General features: G+C 46.6%; 13 protein-coding genes. 12 read left to right on the top strand and 1 reads right to left on the bottom strand.

Translation table 11 applies throughout. The features are described 5' to 3' along the window. Positions 1 to 60 precede the first annotated feature (60 nt). Positions 61 to 243: a hypothetical protein gene (locus NYE25_RS05800; RefSeq protein WP_341145381.1), complete on the bottom strand. Its 183-nt coding sequence runs from the start codon at positions 241 to 243 to the stop codon at positions 61 to 63. Positions 244 to 328: 85 nt separating this feature from the next. Between NYE25_RS05800 and NYE25_RS05805 the strand changes: the two genes are divergently transcribed. From NYE25_RS05805 to NYE25_RS05860, 12 genes are all read left to right on the top strand, one after another. Then, positions 329 to 799 carry an immunity protein YezG family protein gene (locus NYE25_RS05805; RefSeq protein WP_341145382.1) on the top strand — a complete coding sequence of 157 codons (471 nt, stop codon included), beginning with the start codon at positions 329 to 331 and terminating at the stop codon, positions 797 to 799. A gap of 806 nt (positions 800 to 1,605) precedes the next feature. Then, complete coding sequence (locus NYE25_RS05810; RefSeq protein ID WP_341145383.1) at positions 1,606 to 1,908, top strand: MazG-like family protein; 303 nt, start codon at positions 1,606 to 1,608, stop codon at positions 1,906 to 1,908. Positions 1,909 to 3,318: 1,410 nt separating this feature from the next. Then, positions 3,319 to 4,245: a VanZ family protein gene (locus NYE25_RS05815; RefSeq protein WP_341145384.1), complete on the top strand. Its 927-nt coding sequence runs from the start codon at positions 3,319 to 3,321 to the stop codon at positions 4,243 to 4,245. Between the two features lie 859 nt (positions 4,246 to 5,104). Beyond that, positions 5,105 to 5,815, top strand: a complete 711-nt coding sequence (locus NYE25_RS05820) for a metallophosphoesterase family protein (RefSeq protein WP_341145385.1) — start codon at positions 5,105 to 5,107, stop codon at positions 5,813 to 5,815. A gap of 281 nt (positions 5,816 to 6,096) precedes the next feature. After that, the gene (locus tag NYE25_RS05825; RefSeq protein WP_341145386.1) at positions 6,097 to 7,278 is read left to right on the top strand and encodes a polysaccharide lyase 6 family protein; all 1,182 of its coding nucleotides are present in this window, start codon (positions 6,097 to 6,099) and stop codon (positions 7,276 to 7,278) included. A 21-nt stretch (positions 7,279 to 7,299) separates the two neighbouring features. After that, positions 7,300 to 9,654 carry an AraC family transcriptional regulator gene (locus NYE25_RS05830; RefSeq protein WP_341145387.1) on the top strand — a complete coding sequence of 785 codons (2,355 nt, stop codon included), beginning with the start codon at positions 7,300 to 7,302 and terminating at the stop codon, positions 9,652 to 9,654. A gap of 173 nt (positions 9,655 to 9,827) precedes the next feature. Then, on the top strand, positions 9,828 to 11,498 hold the full coding sequence (locus tag NYE25_RS05835; protein WP_341145388.1) for an extracellular solute-binding protein: 1,671 nt from the start codon (positions 9,828 to 9,830) through the stop codon (positions 11,496 to 11,498). A gap of 103 nt (positions 11,499 to 11,601) precedes the next feature. Continuing rightward, the gene (locus NYE25_RS05840) at positions 11,602 to 12,555 is read left to right on the top strand and encodes an ABC transporter permease (RefSeq protein WP_445667122.1); all 954 of its coding nucleotides are present in this window, start codon (positions 11,602 to 11,604) and stop codon (positions 12,553 to 12,555) included. A 12-nt stretch (positions 12,556 to 12,567) separates the two neighbouring features. Further along, positions 12,568 to 13,443 (top strand): carbohydrate ABC transporter permease, encoded by an 876-nt coding sequence (locus NYE25_RS05845; RefSeq protein ID WP_042188472.1) that lies wholly within the window; start codon positions 12,568 to 12,570, stop codon positions 13,441 to 13,443. Positions 13,444 to 13,464: 21 nt separating this feature from the next. Next, positions 13,465 to 14,595, top strand: coding sequence for a glycoside hydrolase family 88 protein (locus NYE25_RS05850; protein WP_445667123.1), 1,131 nt, complete (start codon positions 13,465 to 13,467; stop codon positions 14,593 to 14,595). A 157-nt stretch (positions 14,596 to 14,752) separates the two neighbouring features. Beyond that, entirely contained in the window at positions 14,753 to 17,032 is a 2,280-nt protein-coding gene (locus NYE25_RS05855) for a chondroitinase-B domain-containing protein (RefSeq protein ID WP_341145389.1), read from the top strand. 208 nt (positions 17,033 to 17,240) lie between these two features. Then, a complete protein-coding gene (locus NYE25_RS05860; protein WP_341145390.1) occupies positions 17,241 to 18,209 on the top strand; it encodes a glycoside hydrolase family protein in 969 nt (322 codons plus the stop codon). Positions 18,210 to 18,217 lie beyond the last annotated feature (8 nt).

Raw genomic sequence — 18,217 nt, forward strand, 5'->3', positions numbered from 1 at the left:
ACAGACAATTGTGTCAGAGGACAAGAACATGGTACCATTGCCGATTTGATAAATGTCTAATTAAATAAGAAATTTATAGGGCGCGTCGATGAGACGAGGACCGAGAATGCTGCCCAGCAGGAAGCCGATGCCAAGAAAAAAGGTAATCATCGAGGAATAGACGATATAATTATCCGGACTTAGCTTATACTTCATTACAAAAATCGGAAGCACAGCAAACACACCATTTACAATCCCAAACAATAAGTAGCTTCTTTTAATGTGAAAAACACTATTAACAATGGCGAACCTGAAATTGTAACTATATTAAATCAAGTTGGAGGTTAACATGTCAGTGAAAAAAACGGAAGAACTATATCAACTTATCGGAAATAAGCTAATAGGAATAATCCCTGATGCGTGGAGTAAGATTTATCTTTACACAGAAATATTACCTGGTTCAAGAATTATCTATTTTTACTTCGAAACAACTACAAAAAAGGAGTTAATTTATAGTCATAGTATCCCTAAAGTTTATGGAGTAGATGAACTTATATATGATCGGTTATGTAGGGAGTTACAAGAATATTTCGTTGAATTAAATGAGGGTTCTAGAGGCACACTTGATCAAGCTTGGACAAATCTGACGATGTATTTGGATTCTACAGGTAAGTTTAATATCGATTATAATTATGATGAGGTTGTTTTCAATCCTTCTAAACAACGAACGATCTGGAAATATAAAGTTCTAGGATTACTTCCCACAGATGCATTTCACCAATCGTACTTAGATGAATTTCTAAAACAAAAGATTGATTAATTCTCTTGCGGTGTCCCGAAAGCCATTATATGGTTGTTTGGGGCACCTTTCGTTATTTTTATAAGACTTATGTAAACACCAAGACCGTGCACATCCTCACAGAGACCGAATCAGGGATCCGAATACAATGCTGCAAAACAACCACTCTTCTGAGAGTTTCTCATTTATTCTGTCGCTTCTGTATGCACTAAGAAACAAGGCCATAATGGATAATGTAGATTCCTTTGTAAAAAAACATGACTAAACTCCAACCAAATTGCTGTAAGAACACTATTTAACGACTGTAAACAACCGTGATTAACCGGTTGTTTTTTTTGTATTAGAAAGGGGGGATTCGGCAACACATGTCGGTGGACAAGAACATGGTACTATTACCGGTTTGATGATTATCTAAATATAACGCTATAGGTTAATCTTATCAAAAACCTCTTCCATACGATAAGTTAAGTGCACTTGGCCAACCAGCATCCAGACTGTCGCGGCCAAAATGCTGGAGATAATAGTCATAGGTTCTCTCAACATTATAAACCGATATCTTTCGAAAAAACTTGTGTGAAGAAGTTGTTAAGGGATCCCCTGTAGAAAGCGAACACTCCATAGCATAAAAGGGAAATTATTATTAAAAATTTTGTATCCGAAATATTGTACCCCTATCAGAAATTCAAGCCATATATAACATAGATTTTATTGTTTATAATGTAATTCATATAATCCATTTAATTACATAAACCATTTATACGGAGAACTTAATAGGCGGCCTTGCGAACTATAATGCAAATAAAAATTATATAGGATTGGTGAATATAATGATTGATTTATTACAATTACAAAAAAGAGTTCATCAGAATAAAATTACGAAAGGATTTAATGTTACTGATATTTTTCAAGAATTTTGTTTTATATACGGCGAATTATCAGAGGCTTGCGAAGCTTATCTGAAAAAGAAAGAAGATTTGGGTGAAGAGTTGGCTGATGTTGCACTCTACTTAATAGGACTTGCGGAACTTCTAGGAATTAACTTGGAAGAAGAGATAATGCTTAAAATGGAAAAGAACGAAAAAAGAAAATACGAAAATAAAGATGGTGTACTTACAAAAGTAAAAGAATAATATAAAGAATTTCACACAACACGATAACTACGACAAATGGATCCCGATCACGCTTCAGAGTTAACCCCTCAATTTAAGTCCGAAATGGGAAAGTCTTTTTAAGCTTACTGTAACCGGAGATGATCAAATCTCAATGAACAAAAGAGGGAGAGGTGTACGTCGACTTGTTCTTTTGAACTTCTTTCGAGCTAAAGTTGGATGTAAACAAGCAATGTAGGCACTCCAGGGGTCATTTATACCATTTAAGAACCTGCAGCGTAAAATAAATCCTGTGGTCCATATTTATAAAGCGACCCTCGAAATATCATGCTGCATTTCGGTGGAAGCACTTTAATAAACTGAGTATCGTTAAACTATCTTAGAATACTAGGAATCCCTTAAGTCCATATTTACGAACGGATGAAGGTGCTCAGCCGGAATACATAAAAGTAGTGGATAATGGGATTAGCATTATATCAGTGTATGAAGAACGAAAAAACAAAAGCACAATTACTAGCTTATAAAATAAAACAAGCGATTACAATTCAAATCGCTCACGGTGTTTCCAGAACATGGATGATGGGGGACAATGTAGATTTTTTGAAGGGGATACCATGTTACTCTAAGCCGGCGCCTAGAACAACTCCTACTGAACATGAATTATCCAAAAGATTATGAACTCTGATTAATTACGTGAACTCTTATATAAAAAAGCATGGTTATTGAAAACAAATCATTAGAAGTTGTTTTTTATAGCCAGAACAGGGCTTTGTCGGCTATGGGACCAAGTTCTTGTCCTCCGACAAATTTGTAAGAGGACAAGAACATATGCCTATTGAAATCCACGCTGAGCGCGGTTTTATTAATTTATAGGTACAAGTTCTTGTCCTTTGCTCGAGACAAGAACTTGTACCTATTGCCGAAAATGGACAAGAACATGATCCTATTGCCACGAGCCTTAGTTTGGTAAAGTTAAACCATTCCTATGGGAATCACGAATTGGTACGAGAGATTTTGGAGCGATATCCAAACAGGCGTAACCAGTACTTCAGCAAATACTGAAGAATTTTTCGGCGTTTTCTAAGAAAAGCATGTAAGTTAACAAGAATGTTGTACGAATACTTTTGAGACCAAGAATTTTTTCCATTTTCCAATAGATAGATTAAAAATGTTCTATTACGCTTTATAAGAAAAGAATGCTAGAGAGGGTAACATTTGCATTGGTCTTTCGATGGCTCACAGCATTAAACCAAGAAAGATGGAGGTATTCATGTCCAGAGTGGGATGAATAAAGGGCATGATTTCGGATTCAATTTTACAAACAAATCATTTAATGAGCGTTTAAGTGACTAAAATGTCACTTCAATGTCACTTTAATGTCATTTTGGGAAGATATACTAAACCCATCGATGAATTATTAAAGGAGATATTATGGAAGTGAAATTACGGAAACTCCTCTTTGTAGGAACAATTTTGTACACGCTGTTGATATTATATTTTATGTTTTTTGCTTTCAGTAGATTAGATCATTGGAACAGCGATTATGGATACACATTTATACTTGTTCCAGAAGGAGTTCCGCTTCGATTTCCAAAACTAACTTTTTCATGGGTTTACAACTTTGGAAACATTGCTGCCTTTATCCCTTTTGGAGTAATAATTCCTCTGTTGTATCGTTCCAGTTTTGGGAAGTTCATATCCTTGTTTGTCTTGACGATTCTCGTTCTGGAAACGATGCAGGCTTTAACTCATCTTGGCAGCTTTGATGTAAATGATGTTATATCCAATACATTAGGTGCAGCGATAGGATTTATCGCCTATAAAGTTGGATTTTCTTCAAAAATTTCTTATAAAAAGCTTATTGCTTCAGCCCTATCTATTGGTGTTCTTCTTGTTGGAGTAATCGTGATCTCGGAAACCATCAATTATATTGTAGCGAAAAGAGAAAGCCCAATTCAAGTATTACACGATGTGAAAGAAATGAATGGAACCATGCCTATGACTGAAAATCTTCCAAGTTTCACCGTAGCAGGCAAGAAAATAGAACCCAAAATGAACGTGTATTACAGTGAAGGGGATAAAAGAAAATCATACACCTACATCTTGGGGAACAAAAAAGATGTGACGTTCTATTCTTATTTTGGCATTCCAGACAAGGGAGATTCCAAGGGAGAACTCACTATATTGGTAGATGGAAACCAAAGAGTTCATTATCAGTACAATGAACAATATAATAATGGAGCAGAATCTTTAAATATACCATTTTATGACAAGGTGAACGAAATTACGATTATCGTTTCCGGGAACGCTAAACTATGGGACGTTGGATTCAGTGAAATGAAGCATTGGTGGGAGTGAAGAACAAACACGCAACATATAGAAACCGCGATAATCGCGGCAAGGCTGTCAAGAAAGTCTCGACAGCTTTTTTTATATCATAATCATTTATTACAGTACCGCGTTAATGTCACCAAATGATTGTCCAATGCGTTTCGTTGCGTCCGCTCGTGACACGTCCCGGACCACCTAAGAGTATGAGAATACACCAAGCTGGACGCGATTCAGGGCTAAGCGTATATTTTCGTTAAAATGTTGGCGGGTCCCCAACTATAGGATTCTGTGCATGTAAGATCTGACCTACAAAATTGGCTTCAAGCAATATATGACCAGGGCAAGAAACATAATAATTAAAATGAACATAGGGAGTTGCGAAAATGAATTTTGCTAAAACATCTAAGGTCGGATGTCGTTTTGTTTATATCTCCAAATAAAAAGGATCATGTTGTTGATACTTTTTATTTAAGAACATTGAATGCTGTATATAAAAATAGCTCCAAAGATGTTTCTATGCATATTCGTGAGATGTGAGTGACTTTTTTAAAATTTGATGTTCATTCCAAAAATTGGAGATAAGAAGTTAGAATATTTGATGGCGATTTTAGCTTTTGACGATTTATCAAGGTTCCATCTATTTATATAAAGGAGGGAGAGTGCCACTCGACAAATGGGAGAACACTTAAATCCGAAATGTCGGAGTGTTTGCTGCTGTCTTCGGGAGACAGCATTCCGCATTTGCCGGGGGTGAACCGATTGAACATGGAATTAAAAAACGAAGAGAATAGCCTGATACGCATTTCATGCCAGGCGATACAGCTATCTGGGCGGATGTGGTGACGGTACTGCTGAGAATGTTGAATCTTAAGGAGTTGAATCGATTATGAAAGCTTTAATTATTTCGGATATTCACAGCAACGTCAAAACGCTGGAATCGATCCGCAAAGCAGAATCCGACTGTGACGTGATTTATTGCGCGGGAGATCTTGTAGACTACGGGCCTTTCCCGCGGGAAGTTATCGAATGGGTGCATAAGAACGATGCGAATTGTGTTCGCGGCAACCATGACGACATTATTATCGACCTGTACCGAAACGGAAATAGCGGTCATGATGTGGCAGAGGATGAGATCAAGTGGGCGCATTACAATGCAAGGCTGCTCGGCGAAGCGGAAATTTCCTTCCTCGAAAGCATACCGGTCTACTGCACATTCGAGATGGACGGCTATAGCTATACAATGCAACATCTGTACGAAAACTATTTGACGATTGATAGCTTGCCCAAGTACGATGCTTTCTGGGCGGAACGCAACGTCAGGACAATTGGGACCAAAGAGGATCGCCGCATTATTTTCGGACATACGCATCGCAGATGCATTCATTATTTGAGTGACGACAGTTTGTGGCTGAATCCGGGAAGCGTGTCCTACCGCCGTCGCGACGATCCGTCGAAAGAAGCGCACTATTTCACGATTACCGATGGCAAAATAGCGATGAAAAGTCTTGTCTATGACCGCACGCCTTTGCTCGAAGCGGCACAAAAGTTGCTGTTGAAAGAAGAAGAGATGAAGGTTGCGTACTTCTTTTTCGGGTAAGCGGGCGGCAGAGCAGGCAACAACAATGGGGACGTATCCACGATTTGGTGTCGGGATACGTCCTTTCTCATTTATTGTACACCGGCAGGTTGCGATTTAAAGCTTGCAAGGCGGTAATTCCCGCTCATTTTGCGCCTCAGTTTACATTTTTATGATTGCTTCATTTTTTTACACTATGGCATGGGAAACGTATCTTTCATAATAGAGGTTGTAAAGTTGCGGATATGATCCTGCAGAGGCTGCGGTTCATATCCGCCTATTCTATAGGAAGCAGGTGGAAAATGACTACTATTTATTGGGTATCGAGTAGCGACGAGTTGGCGGCAGCCATTGGCCGGGTAGAGCCTGGTTCTTCGATCTTGTTGGCAGACGGCGTTTACGAACGGAATGAAGACTATATTATTGAAGGCAAAGTAGGATCGGACACCGCAATATTAAGCATTCGCGCTGTAAATAAAGGAAAAGCGATAATCGCTGGAGAATCAAGTATACGCATCTTGAACTCTGCTTATGTAGAGGTATGGGGACTGCATTTCCAGGTCGAGCAGCGCGAATCAATCATTCTGGATGGTTCGCGGCAAGTGAGGATTGCGCGGAATAGATTTGAGCCGCGACAGGTTGGGGCGGAGTATAGCCTGCTGTCTGTGCTGGGAAGCGGCAGCGGCTGGAACCGGATCGAACGCAACGAGTTCGGGCCAAAGGCCGACCTCGGACCGCTCGTTGTTTTTGATGGCGACGGTGAACAAATCTCGCAGCATGATGTCATTGAATATAATTATTTTCATCATATAGGCCCGCGTGTCGTCAATGGGCTTGAAGCGATCCGGCTCGGCCTGTCCGGCATCTCTCTCTCGAACGGCTATATTACCATTCAACACAACCTGTTTGAAAATTGCGACGGAGAGCCCGAGATTATTTCGATAAAAAGCTGCTATAATACAGTTCGGTACAACACGTTCCTTAACTCCGCCGGCCAAGTGACAGCGCGTCACGGACATGGAAATCGCTTTCATAATAATGTATTTATCGGCGATGGCGTGAAGGAAGAAATGGGCGGATTTCGCATTTACGGAAACGACCATCACATTTTTGAAAACTATATGGAAAACTTGACGTTGGATGCGCTGCTCATTGACGGCGGCAACTACGATGGCGGATCGGACGGCTATCCCGAGGCGCCGACGCAGGAGGAACTGAGGAAACATTGGCGCGTCTATCGAGCTAGTGTAGTGAATAATACGATTGTCAATTGTCGTCACGGCATTACGCTCGGCAAGCGGATTCCTTATGCGCCGGAGCAATGTGTAATCGCTTACAATCGAATATGCGGCAAGGAGCAGCCGGCCATCTATGAATATCGGCCGTCTCCGGCGGTTTGTATTAACAATCATAAAGCGGATGTCGCGGATATTCGTTGTCCGGCTATTCTGACAAGAATTGACGTCGGTCCCGATTCCGACTAAAGCTAACATGGAGGAGAACCTATGGCCCAAACTCGAAACCGGTGGACAATCTATCTGAAGCAGCTCCGGCATAAAAATCGCAGCGTATACATGACCTGGATGCTTTCCTACGTCTCAGTGCTACTCGTGCCCATTCTGATCAGCGGCGTTATATACGGCGCGACGCTGAACGTTGTAAAGGCTGAAATTAACCGTGCCAACCAATCTATTCTTCTTCAGATGGAGCAAGCCATAGATAGCCAGTTCAAAGGAATCGAGAATCTAAGCCTCGAGGTAAGCCTCAACAGGCGAATCGCAGCATTTATTTCGGCCGATACCAATCTGTCTGATTCGGACCACTACGATGTATACCAAATCGCTAATGATTTGCGCGTATACGAAATCGCTAACGATTATCTTGAAGGTATTTATATTTACTACAAAAATAGCGATACGGTCATCGCCCGCAACAACCGTATGAACATCGAAGCGTTATACGACCATATTCGCCTTGAAGAGCATATGCCGTTCCAGTCGTTACGAGAATATTTTGACCAAGGGTACATTAAAGGCTACCACTCCGTTGTTGTGTCTGAAGAGAATGAGTGGCGGCCTACGGTCATGTATGCCCAAAATGTGAACTCGACAATCATGAATCAACCTGGAGCTGTCTTGCTGTTCATGATTGACCGCAGTAAGCTGCTAGAGCAAGCTTCGGCACCTGAGAAAGGTACGATCTTTATTCTGGATGAAGACAACCGGTTCATTGCGTCTACGGGCGAGTCGCTGTCGGATCCTGCTCTATTATACAGCGATATGTCGAAAGAATCGGGACAACTTGAGATCGAGACTGCCGGTCGTCGGCTTGTTGCATCCTACACAACCTCATCCATTACGGGATGGAAATATGTGATGACGCTGCCGGCGAACGTATATCACCAGAAGATGAACGTGGTAGAGCAATTGACGATCGCCAGCATCTTGCTTTGCCTTATTGTTGGCGGTGGCGTGACGTATTGGCTCCTCAAACGGAACTACCTGCCGATCCATGCGCTGATCCAGAGCTTGTCGTTCAAGGCGGGTTTTACCTTTGATCGCGGCTCCAATGAATACTCCTTTCTGGAGCAGGCGCTGAGCAGCACCTTCCATGAGAAGGAGGAGCTTCATTACAAGCTGAATCAGCATAACAATACACTCAGATCGCACTTTTTGCAGCGGCTGCTGAAGGGGCAACTCGACAGCCATATCCCGTTGCACGAATCGTTCTCAGCCTATGATCTGCGTTTCCCGCTGGGCGGATTTTCTGTTATTTTGCTGCGCATCGAGCACTTCGGCAAGTTCCATCGGAAGGATGAGGATCAGGTCCATAATAAGCGGTTGCTGCAATTCCTGATCGCCAACGTGGTCGAGGAGGTCGCGCGAAAGTCAGTAAACGCCTATGCGGTAGAGCTGGACCAGGAGTTACTCGCCTGCATCGTCAACCATCAGCTTGCATCGCCGACGGAGCAGCGGGGGGAGCTGGGGCACATCGCGGAAGAAACGATGTCGTTCATCTCCAATCATGCCCATGTCCAGTTGACCGCTGCCATCAGCGCACAACAGGAGGGCGAATATGGCATCTTCCAGGCGTTCCAGGAAGCGATTGAGGCGATGGAATACCGTATCATTGCAGGCAGCGGGGGCATTATTCATTATGGGGACCTGAGCGGCAACGACAACCTAGGGGCTGCTCCAGGTGGTTATTTTTATCCGCTCAAGGCCGAGCAGCAATTGATCGTTATGGTTCGCGAAGGGCAGCTTGATAAGGCGAAAGCCTTCGTCGGGGAGATCATTCAGAAAAATGTGACGACGGAGCCGTTTCCTTTTCATACTGCCAAATGTCTCATGTTCGATCTAATGGCTACGCTGCAAAAAGTAATCGGCGAAATCCGCATCGCGGGCAAGCCGGATATGCCTGACGGAGTGCGCGCCATCGAACGACTGATGCAATGCCAGACGGTAGGGGAGATGCGCAGCCAGCTTTACGATATGCTAGAGCTTCTGTGCGGCTACGTTAATAATAACCGCGAATACTGCAGCAATCCGCTAATCGATAAGGTCATGAAATATGTCAACGAGTATTACCAGGACGAGAACCTGAACATTTCGATGATCGGGGAAGCCTTCTCCATGACGCCGTCGTATGTTTCCAAACTGTTCAAGGAACTTGCCGGCGAATCTCTGCTCGATTATATTAACAAGACCCGGCTGGTGCAAGCCAAATTGCTGCTTATCGGCGGGAAATATACGGTCAGCGAAATATCGCTGAAGGTTGGTTACAACGATGTGAATACCTTCCACCGCATATTCAAAAAATTTGAAGGGATAACGCCCGGGCGCTACAGGGAAGTCAAGTAGCTCTAGGGCTTTTCTTTTCAAGAAAAAGTAGCAAACATACGGTTTTGTTACCCTAATTTTTGAGAAATTGCAGTATATTTTAGGTTTTAACGATAGCTTGCGGCACCGGATTAACGATATGTTGAAAGCGTATTCACACCAACTTATTCGAGACGAAAAGAACGGAGGGCACAATGGCGAAAAATCGCAACATCAAGACTCATAAGAGGCTGCAGTTCACACTGGGGATCGCAATGGTACTTTCATTGTTGTTAACCGCATGCTCCAGTAATGGGGGCTCTGGAAACAAGGATAAGACAGAGCCGACTCAAAACGCCGTCAGCAATAAGGGCGGCGAGGGCGTAAGCAAAGGCAACGAGGGATCGGATATGCCGGTGTATCCGCTGGATACGAAAGATACTTTCTCATACTGGGCTCCAATCAACGGAAACCTGATTACATTTACAACGAATCTGGCGGAAGCGCCGATCGGAAAGGCGATTGCAGAAGCTACCGGCGTGAAAGTGAACTACATCCATCCGACCGAAAGTCAAGCTGAAGAGCAGTTTAATTTGTTGCTGGCTTCCAGCAAGCTGCCGGATGTGCTGGAGTACGACTGGAGTATTTATCCGGGTGGACCGGAAAAGGCGATTTCAGACGGGGTTATCGTACCGCTAAACGATTTGATCGACCAATATGCGCCTAACCTGAAGAAGATGCTGGAAGCTAATCCAGAGCTGGATAAAATGGTGAAAACCGACAGTGGCCAATATTACGTCTTCCCGATGGTGCGAAACGAGGAAGGATTAGTCTTCCGCGGACCAATGCTGCGCAAAGATTGGTTGGATGAGCTAGGGCTGCAATTGCCTGTAACGATAGACGATTGGCATAAGGTTCTGACGGCGTTCAAAGAGAAAAAAGGCGCCGTAGCACCGCTGACGGCGCTATACGCGAACAAAATGAATTTGCAGGACGCGTTCTTCGACGCATACAAAACATCGCACGGCTTCTATATTGACGACCTAGGCAAAGTGAAATACGGTCCGTTAGATCCGCAATACAAGGATGTTATGACGCTGTTCCGCCAGTGGTATTCCGAAGGGCTGATTGATAAAGACTTCCCGATCGTCGAGCGCGACACGCTGGATAAGCGGCTTCTGAACGGTGAGTCCGGCGCGACTGTTTTCCTGCTGGGCGGCGGCATGGGCAAATGGCTGGAGTCCGGTAAAGCCCAAAATCCGGCTTTTGATCTTGTAGCGGCTCCTTATCCGGTATTGAAAGCAGGCGAAAAACCTTTCACCGGACAGCGTGATTTCAAATATAACCCGAAAGCAAGCGCGGCCGTGACGACATCGGCGAAAGACCTGGAAACGATCGTAAAATGGCTGGACTTCGCATTTAGCGAGCAAGGAACCATGATGTACAACTTCGGCGTTGAAGGCGAAAGCTACACGATGGACAACGGCGTTCCGAAATTTACCGATATGATCGTAAAAAACGATAAGTACACTTCACAGCAGATGTTGGCGCAGTATACGGTTCCGAACGGTCCATTTCCGATGCATGAGCAAAAAACGACCAACACGTTCCCACAACAGGACGAGGCGGTCCAGATTTGGTCGGAGACTGATGCGGCGAAACATATTTTGCCCGCGTTCATTACGCCTACTGTAGATGAGAGCAAGAAGGTAGCGCAGACGATGACGGCAATCAACACGTATCTGGAAGAAATGTTCATCAAATTTGTAATGGGCAACGAGCCGCTCGACAAGTTCGACAGCTTTGTGAAGCAGCTGGAAGATATGGGGATTCGTGATGTAATCGACATCTATCAAGGCGCTTTGGATCGCTACAACAACAGATAACTCCATGTATCGTCCCACGGCTGGCTGCAGGCTGCCGTGGGGCAAGGGAATGGTGCAGCCATCCCCTGCTGATAATGCTGGATTTGGATAGGAGGAGTAGGAGATGGCTCAATCGAAGCTGGGACGCAGCAAAGTCACGCATGCCGGTCGTCTGCCGCTTAATATTGCGAAAGACATGGTTAAGAACAAGTATTTGTACATGATGCTTACTCCTGTTTTGTTATATTTCATTATTTTTCATTATTTCCCGATGTACGGTTCGATTATTGCGTTCAAGGATTTTAACCCCCGGCTTGGAATCGGGGGCAGCGCATGGGTAGGACTTGAGCATTTCAAAGACTTTTTTGGCGGGATGTATTTTTGGCGGGTGTTAAAAAACACTCTGATGATTAGCTTGTACGATCTCATTTTCGGTTTTCCCGCTCCGCTTATTCTCGCCTTGTTGCTTAATGAGGTGAAAAATGCACTGTTCAAACGTTCGGTTCAGACGATTACTTATTTGCCGCATTTTATTTCACTTGTCATTATTTGCGGCATGATCAAGGATTTTACGAGCAGTGACGGAGTCATTAACGATATTATCGCATTTTTCGGTGGTGAGCGGGTTACGATGCTGCTGGAGCCGTCTTTTTTCCGGACAATCTTCGTTTCGTCGAATATATGGCAGCATATAGGCTGGGGTACAATTATTTATTTGGCCGCGCTGTCTGCGATCGATCTCGAGCAATACGAAGCTTGCAAGATCGACGGGGGTGGACGCTGGAAGCAGATGCTTCATATTACCCTACCCGGTCTGCTTCCCGTTTTCGTTATATTGCTCATCTTGAACATTGGCCGAATTATGAGCGTTGGCTTCGAGAAAGTTATTCTGTTGTACAACCCGACCACTTATGTGACAGGGGATGTCATTTCCTCGTATGTGTACCGGATCGGGCTTCAAGATTTTCAATTCAGTTTCAGCTCCGCTGTCGGATTGTTCAACTCCGTGATTAACTTCGCGCTTGTTATCGGCTCCAACTGGATAAGCCGGAAGTTGAACAATACGGGTTTGTGGTAGAGGAGGGTTCGCATGCGAGTAAGCTTGGGTGAACATATATTCCGGGTTTGCAATACGCTGTTTTTGTCCGCGCTCATGATTGTAACAGTGTACCCAATTCTATACGTGGCATTTGCTTCATTCAGCGAACCAGCGCTGATGATGGCGCATAAGGGCATTCTTTGGAAGCCGCTGGGCTTCTCGCTTGAAACATATGAGGCGGTATTCAGCAACCCGATGATCCTGCTCGGCTACCGCAACACATTATTTATTGTCATTGTAGGCGTGGCTCTCAATTTGCTGCTTACTTCTTTTGCCGCATACGCCTTGTCCAGAAAAACATTGCAATATCGCAAACAGCTTACGTTGTTTATCGTATTTACCATGTTTTTCAGCGGTGGATTAATTCCGTTCTACTTGCTGGTCAGAGGGTTGGGCATTACGGACACACTGTGGGCGCTGATCCTGCCTACCGCAATAAGCGCATTTAACCTCATTATCATGCGAACATCGTTCGAGGCAGTGCCGGATGCGCTAGAAGAGTCGGCCAAGATCGACGGCGCCAACGACTTTGGCATTCTGTTCCGCATCTTCCTGCCGCTATGCAAGCCCGTGCTTGCAGTGGTAGGCCTGTATTACGGAGTAAGCCACTGGAACTCCTGGTTTAACGCCATGATCTTCCTTCAGGATCGGTCGCTGTATCCGTTGCAGTTGATCCTGCGAGAAATTTTGATTATTGGCGAAGCAAACTCCATGGCGGAAGGAGCCTCCCAAGATGAGATCATCATATTGGGCGAGACATTGAAATACGCCACGATTATGGTAGCAACCCTTCCGATTTTTCTGGTCTATCCGCTATTGCAAAAATATTTCGTGAAAGGCGCCTTGATTGGTGCCATTAAAGGTTAGGAGAAGGGGTGGAATTCAGAAATGAGCAATGAAAATGTGAAACTAAAACCATCCGAGCTGACGGCTTGGTGGGATAAAGTGAAGATCAAAGTTGATCATATGATCGAAGCGGGCTGGACAGAAGCGCCGCATGTTTCGGCGGCGGGCAAATATGACCAGATCAAAGTTGATCAGTGGATTTCAGGCTTCTGGCCGGGCATTCTGTGGATTCTGTACGATATGACCGGCGAGCAACGTTATCGGGAGGAGGCGGAGCCTTGGGACGAACGCATGGAGCAATGTTACTTGCGGGACAACCATTTCCACCACGATGTCGGCTTTCAGTTCCTGCCGACATCGGTTATCCGCTACAAGCTGACCGGCGACCCGGACGCTCGGCGGCGCGGGCTGTTTGCCGCCAACTATTTGGCGGGCAGGTACAACCCGGCAGGACAGTTCATTCGAGCCTGGCCCCGCAACCAGACGGGTTGGTCGATCATCGATTCGATGATGAATTTGCCGCTTCTGTTCTGGGCGAGTGAAGAAAGCGGTGATCCGCGCTTCAAGCATATTGCGGTCGCCCATGCAGATATGGTGCTTCGCTCATTCATCCGAAGCGACGGCTCGGTGCATCATATCGTTATCTTCGATCCGGAGACGGGCGAAGTGGAGCGTTATGACGGCGGACAGGGTTTCGCGCCGCAATCGTCCTGGTCGCGGGGCCAAGCTTGGGCGCTCTACGGGATGAGCTGCGCTTACCGCTATACGGGAGAAGCGCGTTACTTGAATGCGGCGAAGGGGGTGGCGCATTATTTCATCAGCGCGTTGGCGGAAGACGATGTGCCGCATTGGGATTTCCGTGCGGCGACCGACTTGACGGACGAGCCGCGCGACACCTCGGCGGCGAGCTGCGCAGCATCTGGCTTGATCGATATCGCGTCGCAGGTAGCTCCTGAGGAAGCCGCTTTATATCAGCGCGCGGCCACGCGCATTCTTCGCTCGCTGTCGAACAACTACAGTGCGCTCGACAAGCCGGAGTATGAAGGCATCCTGCTCGGCGCAACCGGTCATAAGCCAGTCAATACCAACATCAACGTATCGCTGATTTACGGCGATTACTATTATATTGAAGCTTTGGCGAAGAGCAAAGGCTGGAGCCAGCATGTTTTTTAAGCGGGATCAAAGGCTGTAATCACGAAGCCGGGAGGACAGGAAGCTCCTCCCGGCTTCCGTATTTTTGAGAGGAGGTGCCTGACGGAACGAAGGGAATGATTCAATAACCATCATTTCATAATAGAAAGGATGAAAATGAATTATGGGAACCAAATGTATGACGTTCATTATTTTGATCTGTATGCTGGTTGTGTTAATACCAGGAACGGCAAATGCGGCTGATACGAAGTTCACAATTGGCAGCTCCGACGTGACGGCGAGCGGAGATGACGGCAACGTTCCAGCCAACACGGTGGACGGCGATTTCTTAACACGTTGGTCGGCGAATGGCGACATGCAATGGATCCAGTATGATTTGGGCGTAAATCGCAAAGTGTCTTTCATCAAAATTGCATTTCTGAATGGGTCAAGCCGCACTTCTACTTTTGATATTTTGACGTCAATGGACGGTTCCACCTTTACGACCGTCAGCAGCGGAGTTGTGAACAGCCTTGTGGAAGGTCTGCAAACGTTCGATTTTCCGGATGTCGATTCTACCCGCTATGTGAGGATCGTTGGGCACGGCAATTCCTCCAACCTGTGGAACAGCTATTCTGAAGTTGAACTCTACGGCACCGCGAGCGGATCTCCACCAGGCGCAAGCAAGTTGGCGCTTACCGTGCCACAACTTATGGCCAGCGGAGATGACGGCAATATCGTCGCATATACTATCGACGGTGATCTTAACACACGCTGGTCAGCGAGTGGCGAAGGGGAGTGGGTCCAATACGACCTTGGATCGAGCAAACGGGTGGAATACGTGAAGATCGCCTTCACCAACGGGGCGGAGCGAACTTTCGCTTTTGATATCCAGACTTCATATGATGGCTACAACTTCAGTACAGTGCTTTCGGGAGCGGTCAGCAGTCTGAGCAACAGCTTGCAGACGTTTGATTTTGTCGATGTTGCCCCCGTCCGCTACGTTCGTATTGTTGGCCATGGCAACTCGGTGAACGCTTGGAACAGCTTTGCCGAGGTCGAAATTTATGGTAGCGATTCAAGCGGCAGCGGTAGCGAAGGGACGGTCGTCGAAGTTAGCACTTCCACGCAGTTGGCTGCCGAGCTTGCAACCGCTACGGCGGGTAAAACGATTGTGTTGGCAAACGGCACGTATTCGCGTACAAGCCCGTTTGCTGTTCAGAACAAAAACGGCACTGCCAACGCGCCAATCGTCATTAAAGCGAAAAACCGCGGTCAGGCTATCATCTCGGGAGCGTCAGGCTTCCGCGTCGAGAACTCCTCGCATGTGGTGCTGGACGGATTAAAGTTTACGAACACAAGCAATGGCGCAGTGGTGTTGGAAGGCTCGCACCATGCGCGACTGACCCGTAATACGTTTGCGCTTCCCAGCTCGGGGAGCGGCCTGATGTGGCTGCAAGTGCGGGGCACGAACAGCCATCATAACCGCATCGACCGGAACGACTTCGGACTGAAGAGCGACACCGAACCGCTGATCGCTTACGAAGGACAGGATGGCTCAGGGCAAATTTCACAATACGATATTATCGAATACAACTATTTCCATGATGTAGGCCCATGGGTTGCTAACGGCAAAGAGACAATTCGTCTCGGCTTGTCGGGTCTTACGCTCTCCCACGGCTATAATACGATACAATACAATGTATTTCAGAATTGCGATGGAGAGCCGGAAATCATATCGGTCAAGAGCAGCAGCAATTCGGTGCGCTTCAATACATTCCGCACGTCCAAGGGCAGCCTGACGCTGCGGCATGGCCATAACAACAGCGTATATGGTAACTTCTTCCTCGGGGACGGTGTGGAGTCGGATCAGGAAGGCATCCGGATGTTCGGCAATGACCATAAGATTTATAACAACTACTTTGAGAATTTGACTGGCGAAGCAATCTACTTGCCAAACGGAGACTTTGACGGCGGTACTGGAGGCTCCCCTCCAAATCCGACGGTCGAACAATTGCGCAAACAATGGAAAGTTTACCGGGCGCTTATCGTCAACAATACGATTGTAAACAGCAAAACCGGTATCGTCATCGGCTCGGGCAAAGCGTATGCTCCGCAGGATTCCGTCGTGGCGAACAATATTGTATACAACAGCACCGGCACGCTTTATTACGAGGCGGCGACAACGAATACGCTGTTCCAAGGTAACATCGGGTTTGGCAGCACTATTAGCAACATATCGCGCAGCTCGGAGCAGATCCGAAATATCAATCCGCTGCTGACTGCGGTGAACGGCATTCAGAAACTGTCCGCGAGCAGCCCGGCAATTGCTGCAGCTGTGGGGACATACACGTTCGTGCTGGCGGATATGGACGGTCAAATGCGGGCGACAGCAGATGTGGGGGCGGACGAATATTCCGGCGCGCCTCTACTGAATCGCCCGCTAGCGGCCGACAATGTGGGGCTGAATACGCCTTAGGATCGATATATGTGCAAGCATGCCGGCGGTTGGTTCGCCGGCATGACTATGTCGATCCATTGATGTATGGAGCAGTCCTGTTATTCACTTCATTTGGAAGGATGGGAGACCATGTTTCACAGCAATTATGGAGCAGCGGGAAAAAACGAGGTGACTGCACATGCATACTAGCACAATGTTGCCGGCTCCGCGTGGCGGCGGCTTCCGTATGGAAGGTTATTGGGTATGGTGCGGTTCCGTCGTGCAGGGCGAGGACGGCAAATTCCATATGTTTGCCTCGCGCTGGCCGAAGACACTGCCGATGCATCCCGGCTGGATGACGGCTTCAGAGATTGTCAGGGCAGACTCGGATACCCCCGAGGGACCTTACCGATTCTGCGAGGTGGCGCTTCCGGCGAGGGGAGCGGAATATTGGGACGGACGCTGCACGCACAACCCCCATATCGTCAAGCACAACAACAAATATTTGCTTTATTATACGGGTTCGACCCATCCGCTAAGCGATCCAGAGCCGCCCGGGAATTTCGGGTTAACCGATCCTCAATGCATCGTGGCGCGGGCGAACAAACGGGTAGGTCTGGCTATAGCGGACAGCGTTTTGGGCCCGTGGCGCAGAGCGGATGAACCGATATTGCCAACACGTCCCGGCCGATTCGATAGCTTTCTAACCTCCAATCCGGCTCCGTGTGTCAGGGAGGACGGTTCCGTGCTGCTGATCTACAAGGCACGTCACTACGAAGGCAACCTGCATGGCGGCATGACGATTGGCGTTGCGTATGCGGATCACTACGAGGGGCTGTACCGGGTGCTGAGTGACGAGCCGGTGTTTCCTCCAGAGTCGTTCCATATCGAAGACCCTTTTATCTGGCAAACAAACGAAGGATACAATTTGATCGCCAAAGATATGGAAGGGCATCTATGCGGAGAAAAATACGGCGGCATCTACGCCAAGTCGCCGGACGGACTGAATTGGAGCTTGCATGGGCAGCCGCAAGGCTATTCCCGGACGGTGCGTTGGGATGACGGCACGGTGCAGACGCTGGGCAATCTGGAGCGGCCGTTCCTGTTGTTCCAGAACGGCAAGCCGACTCATTTGTTCGCGGCCGTCTCGGACGGCAGTGATGGTTTTAAGGACGCTTCCGATACGTGGAACATGGTTATACCTTTGAAGCAATGATTCACTGG

Origin of the sequence: Paenibacillus sp. FSL E2-8871 (genome assembly GCF_038000345.1) — a bacterium.
Lineage (GTDB): Bacteria > Bacillota > Bacilli > Paenibacillales > Paenibacillaceae > Paenibacillus_AQ.

Coding starts and splice junctions, on each gene's coding strand:
- NYE25_RS05810 (WP_341145383.1), top strand. CDS start 1,606: ATGATTGATTTATTACAATTACAAAAAAGAGTTCATCAGAATAAAATT.
- NYE25_RS05835 (WP_341145388.1), top strand. CDS start 9,828: ATGGCGAAAAATCGCAACATCAAGACTCATAAGAGGCTGCAGTTCACA.
- NYE25_RS05820 (WP_341145385.1), top strand. CDS start 5,105: ATGAAAGCTTTAATTATTTCGGATATTCACAGCAACGTCAAAACGCTG.
- NYE25_RS05840 (WP_445667122.1), top strand. CDS start 11,602: ATGGCTCAATCGAAGCTGGGACGCAGCAAAGTCACGCATGCCGGTCGT.
- NYE25_RS05830 (WP_341145387.1), top strand. CDS start 7,300: ATGGCCCAAACTCGAAACCGGTGGACAATCTATCTGAAGCAGCTCCGG.
- NYE25_RS05855 (WP_341145389.1), top strand. CDS start 14,753: ATGACGTTCATTATTTTGATCTGTATGCTGGTTGTGTTAATACCAGGA.
- NYE25_RS05860 (WP_341145390.1), top strand. CDS start 17,241: ATGGAAGGTTATTGGGTATGGTGCGGTTCCGTCGTGCAGGGCGAGGAC.
- NYE25_RS05825 (WP_341145386.1), top strand. CDS start 6,097: ATGACTACTATTTATTGGGTATCGAGTAGCGACGAGTTGGCGGCAGCC.
- NYE25_RS05845 (WP_042188472.1), top strand. CDS start 12,568: ATGCGAGTAAGCTTGGGTGAACATATATTCCGGGTTTGCAATACGCTG.
- NYE25_RS05815 (WP_341145384.1), top strand. CDS start 3,319: ATGGAAGTGAAATTACGGAAACTCCTCTTTGTAGGAACAATTTTGTAC.
- NYE25_RS05805 (WP_341145382.1), top strand. CDS start 329: ATGTCAGTGAAAAAAACGGAAGAACTATATCAACTTATCGGAAATAAG.
- NYE25_RS05850 (WP_445667123.1), top strand. CDS start 13,465: ATGAGCAATGAAAATGTGAAACTAAAACCATCCGAGCTGACGGCTTGG.